At 65.5% G+C, this 4817-nt stretch carries 5 protein-coding genes and 1 pseudogene; 2 read left to right on the top strand and 4 right to left on the bottom strand.

The annotated features are described in order from the left end of the window. Window positions 1-69 precede the first annotated feature (69 nt). Complete coding sequence (locus AB0A61_RS40850; protein ID WP_361304647.1) at window positions 70-978, top strand: IS701 family transposase; 909 nt, start codon at window positions 70-72, stop codon at window positions 976-978. A 369-nt stretch (window positions 979-1347) separates the two neighbouring features. Further along, window positions 1348-1860, top strand: coding sequence for a GNAT family N-acetyltransferase (locus AB0A61_RS40845; RefSeq protein ID WP_361304644.1), 513 nt, complete (start codon window positions 1348-1350; stop codon window positions 1858-1860). Window positions 1861-1897: 37 nt separating this feature from the next. Here AB0A61_RS40845 and AB0A61_RS40840 read toward each other — a convergent pair whose 3' ends face one another. The 4 genes and pseudogenes from AB0A61_RS40840 to AB0A61_RS40825 form a co-directional block, all read right to left on the bottom strand. Then, window positions 1898-2878, bottom strand: coding sequence for a membrane dipeptidase (locus tag AB0A61_RS40840; RefSeq protein ID WP_361304641.1), 981 nt, complete (start codon window positions 2876-2878; stop codon window positions 1898-1900). Between the two features lie 120 nt (window positions 2879-2998). Then, window positions 2999-3183 (bottom strand): annotated as a pseudogene (locus AB0A61_RS40835) (alpha/beta hydrolase); the annotation flags it as partial. 103 nt (window positions 3184-3286) lie between these two features. Further along, window positions 3287-3757 (bottom strand): hypothetical protein, encoded by a 471-nt coding sequence (locus AB0A61_RS40830; protein WP_361304638.1) that lies wholly within the window; start codon window positions 3755-3757, stop codon window positions 3287-3289. A 157-nt stretch (window positions 3758-3914) separates the two neighbouring features. Further along, complete coding sequence (locus AB0A61_RS40825) at window positions 3915-4709, bottom strand: MAB_1171c family putative transporter (RefSeq protein WP_361304635.1); 795 nt, start codon at window positions 4707-4709, stop codon at window positions 3915-3917. Window positions 4710-4817 lie beyond the last annotated feature (108 nt).

The following is a 4817-nucleotide window of genomic DNA, read 5'->3' as shown; positions in this document are numbered from 1 at the left end:
GTCGCCCGCCCGGACCCTCGAACAGCTTCGAGTTCGCTTGCCTGACGAGGACCATCCGGAAGATCAACCCTGACAGTTATTCAGAAACAAGCCCCAGGACGCACGGAGAACTGCCAGGTCGCCGTGTTCGCCGCCTATACCTCGTCGCGAGGCCGGACCTTGGTGGACCGGGAGCTGTACCTGCCGAAGTCCTGGACGTCCGACCGGGAACGGTGCCGCGCGGCAGGAGTGCCCGACGCCCGGGACTTTGCCACCAAGACCGAGCTTGCCCGGAGCCTTATCGCCCGGGCGCTCGCCTCACCCCTACCCATCGCCTGGGTGACGGCGGACGCTCTCTACGGCCAGGACTGGCACTTCCGCCACATGCTTGAGGAGGCCGGGCTGGGCTACGTCGTCGCGGTCCCGAAGTCGCAGCAGGTCAAGTCCCTCGCCGGCTGCTGGCGCATCGACCAACTCATCGGTGACGCCCCCGACGAAGCCTGGGAGCGGCTTTCCTGCGGCGACGGAGCCAAGGGTTCGCGCATCTACGACTGGGCAGCCGCCCAGATCCCGGCTGTTCCCTTCTTCGGCGATGACGAGCCTTCGCACCACCGGTGCGTACTCGCCCGCCGCAGCATTGCCCACCCGGACGAGATCGCCTACTACCTGGCCTATGCACCCGCCGACACCCGTGTCGCGGAGCTGGTGCGGGTTGCCGGTTCCCGCTGGGCGATCGAGTCCTGCTTCCAGAGCGCGAAGAACGAGTGTGGCCTGGACCAGTACGAAGTCCGCCGCTACCCGGGCTGGTACCGGCACATCACTCTCGCGATGCTCGCCCATGCCTTCCTCGCTGCCATGGCAGCGCAGGCCGAAGATGCAAAGCGGGCCGCAGAAACGGATCTTTCCTCGTCCCGCTCAGCCTGGCAGAGATCCGCAGGCTCCTGGCGACTTGCCGCCCCAGGACAAGCCACCACCGCCGCGACATTGATCGGATACTGACCTGGTCCCAGTGGCGCCGTCGCCACCAGGCGATAGCCATGCGCTGTCACTACAAACGCCGAACCGCCGGTCACGAACTTCGACCACATGACGATGCGTCAGCTGAGTATGCTCAGAAAACAGCCTCTGACCAGCGGCGATAGCGAAGTGCAACTGGAGTATTAGTACTCCAGTCAGATTTCGTGTCCCGAGCTGGGGTCTGCCCACCCGCCCGCTCGAGCTGGAGTCGGTCGATCGTCCAAGCCTTGTGCTTTTGGCTACTTCTCTGCACCAAGTCAAGCCAGGCGAACCCGGGGCACCGAATGTAAGGGCCACGGAAACTCTCGGTTGAGCTGCGGGAGACAGACGGGTACTGCAACGATGATTTTCATGTCGGCTTCAGTCACACAGCTCGCGCAGTACACCAAGGCAGAACGCGACGAGATCACCGGCGGTGCCATCGATCCCTCCCGGGTGGCTGCGACCGGCCTGAAATGGCTCGACAAGGAGGTGCACTTCGGCGTCAGGCAGCAGGGCCGCCTGGTGGCGCATGCCGGATCGGTGCAGGTACCGATTTCAGTCGGTAGCGTCCGACTGCGGGTGGCCGGCATCGGCGGCGTCATCGTGACTCCTGGCCTGAGAGGACAAGGGCTGGCCCGCCGGGTGGTGACAGCGGCTATGGATCACGCCCGCGGTCTTGGCGTCGAACTGGGGATGCTGTTCTGCTGGCCGGACCTGATTCCGTTGTACGAGCGAATGGGATGGCAGGCCCTTCCCCATGACGTGCAGGTCCAGCAACCCGAAGGACCGGTCCGCATGCCGTTGCGGGCCATGTGGGCGCCACTTGTGGATGGCGCGGAATGGCCGACCGGGCAGGTACGTCTTCTCTCCCTTCCCATGTGAGAAGTCGCGGGTCGGTCCGCCCAGGGTGTCGTTCGAGCTACTGCCATACCATCGCGGCGACGCGGTGGAAGTTGCCTCCCAGAATCGCGGTGATGGCATCGTGGGGGTATCCCCGAGCGAGCAGCGCGTCTTCTACCGTGAGCAGCCCTTCCGGCGGCATGAAGTTGATCGGCCCCCAGCGGGTGTAGCAGTCGGGGAACAGCTCCGGGCTCTGTGCGAGCATCGCGTTGAAGTCTTCGTGGTCGAACGGGTAGTCGGTCGAGACTCCGACGTGTTCTGGGCCGACGAGGTCGACGGCGTAGTCGATGTGGCGCATCAGCGCGTCGATGGTGGCGTCGTTGGGGCCGAGGAAGATCCCGACGCCGGTGATGCCGATGACGCCGCCGGTGGTGGCACACGCCTTGGCCTGCTCATCGGTGATATTGCGCGGGTGGTCCCACACTGAGCGCATGCAGGAGTGGCTGTAGATCACCGGCCGCTCGGAGACCTCGCACATGTCCAGCCCGGTACGGACACCGCAGTGCGATCCGTCCGCGACCATGCCCACGGCGTTCATCTCCCGTATCAGCGCCCGGCCATACGCGGTGAGCCCCTCGTCGACCTCATCCAGGCAGCCGCCGCCAGCCGCGTTGCGGTTGTTGTAGCTCGGCAGCATGGTGCGGACACCGAGATCGTAGAACTTGCGTACCAGGTCCAACTGCCCGTCGAGCGGGCCGGAATCCTCCAGGTCGAAGGCCACCGCCACGTCCCCTGCACGCCCGGCCGCTTCGACATCGTCGAGGCTCACGGCCAGCCGCAGACGGCCGTCCGCGGCGATCCGCTCCCGCCAACTCGTGATCAGACCGGTGACGTCATCGGTCCTGTGGGGAACGTAGCCCACGTTCACCGAAACGAAGCTGCCCCCTGGTCTGCGGTACCGGGCCAGTTCGCCGACATCCGTGTGCCGTTCCAACGGCAGGCAGCAGTGCTGCTCCCACAGCAAGGGCGGGCGGCGCAGTCCTGAAGGTTCATTCGACATGTTGCGGATCATGCCCTTGCTCTTCCTGCTCCAGACTCGACAATGGACGTTTCACGCCATGCCCTCCACCACACCCTCCGACATTACGGATCCACTTGAGTAGCCGCCTCAACGGTGTGCAGGCCGCGGTTCAGTCGATCCGTCGGACTCAGGGTTGATCGCGGCTGGAGCTGCGGCGACGCGCCGCCCAGACCGGCCGCGCTCTCGCCGACATGGGGGATGGAGGCCGCCAGATAGACGAGGTGTCTTGCCCCGCGCAGCCCGGTGATCACTGACCCGCCGTAGGAGTAGGCGTCCCCCACGAGTGTTCCCCAGCTCACACCGGCCGTCCGGGATGTGCGGGAACAACCCATGATGGTTGACCGTTCACCTAAATGTGGCTCGCGGAGGGGACAGTGTCCCCGGGCCTCACCCATAGCCCATGGGGACGATCGTCCGGCTGAAGCCCCATGGAGCCTTCCGCCGAGAGGCGACCGCCCTCCGCATGTCACCGCCTTGCGGCCCCGGCTGGTCTCCCCCGTCCAGCCGGGGCTTTTGGGTGTTTACGGCGGCGCGCAGTCCTGTGGCGGGAGGCAATGTGCAGCACGGTGATCTCGTGCGCGAGCGCGTCGTCGGCGGCCTGACGAGCGCGGCGGGCGGCCTCGCCCTCGCACAGGCGTAGTAGGAGGAGCGGGCGACCTTCAGTACCCGGCACAGCAGGACGATCGGGTAGGCCGCCTTCTCCGCATGGATCAACCGGTACAGCTCGCTCACCGGTCGTTGTCCTTCACGAAGAAGGCCCCGGGCGACGGCGGTGACCGTCTTGCCCGAGGAATCGACAAGCGCGATCGCGTCCCGCTTGAACTCCTCGGTATACCGCTTCGTGTACTTGCTTCCCACCTGGGGCTACTTCCTCTGGAACCTCAAGATCCCAGCCTCCAGGTGTCCACGATCAAGGGGAAGCTTCACAATCGTCCCACACGGGGCGGGCGCTAGATTCACTGGTTGGATCGGCGTGGCCGGATCACCAGAGTTGCGATCGCCCGGTCGGCAAAGATCAAAGGAATGTCTCGAGGATGTCTCGCGTCAGGCGGGAATCGTAGGCATCGGAGACCATCACGAGGTGTGCGTGTTCGTCGGCTGGCAGTTCGCCGCCGCCCATCACCACACTGGCCGCGGAGTGGGCCGGTATGTACCCGCGGTTTCGGTTCTGGAGGCCACGTCGCAGAGCGGCCGCTTCCATCAGTGCCACCACCTGATGTTCCTCCAGTCCGGCTGAACGGCCGCTGTCTTGTGCGATGTGGATCAGCTCTGCCTCCACGTAACGGCGGATGCCGCGCTGCACGTCGCGGATCTCCGCCATCTGCCGTGTCGCCGCCCATTGCACGGACTTGTTTGGCCACCACCAGCGTAGTTTCTCCATCTGCACCTCGGGCTCGTGAGCAGTCACCACCAGCCATAGTGGATGGAGACGGCGGACGAGCCGCCACGCCGTTAGCCGTGAGCCGACTGCGGGAACCGCGAAGCCGCTGACCACCAGGAGTGCCCCCATCGCAGCACTGAACGGGGCTATGGCGTCGGCGAACACATCGAGGTTCACACTGCTCCAGTGCCCGAGGACGCCGACGAGCTTGGCAGCGCAGTAGCCCAGGATCGCCCAGGAGCCGTAAGCGATCAGACGCAGGCCCCGGGCCATCCACGGGCGACCCGCGATCAGTTCGGCGCCGTAACGGCGGCACAGACTGCCGAAGGATGCCATGCACGTGCCGAAGAGAGTGAGGTAGACAGCCAGGAAAGTGACGACGCCTGGCGCGTCGGCGTAGGCGGTCGCGAAGTCTTCGGGGTGTTCCACGCTGTCCGGGCGGCCTAAGACGTCATCTCATTTGGCTGCCTAGGTAGGCTGTCGGCCGTGGTGGGGATCGTTGAGCGGCTGGTGCCGGACGAATTGTGGGAGCTGTTC

This window comes from Streptomyces sp. NPDC046197, from assembly GCF_040646295.1.
Classification (GTDB): domain Bacteria; phylum Actinomycetota; class Actinomycetes; order Streptomycetales; family Streptomycetaceae; genus Streptomyces.
This window is presented reverse-complemented; position numbering and strand designations above follow the sequence as displayed.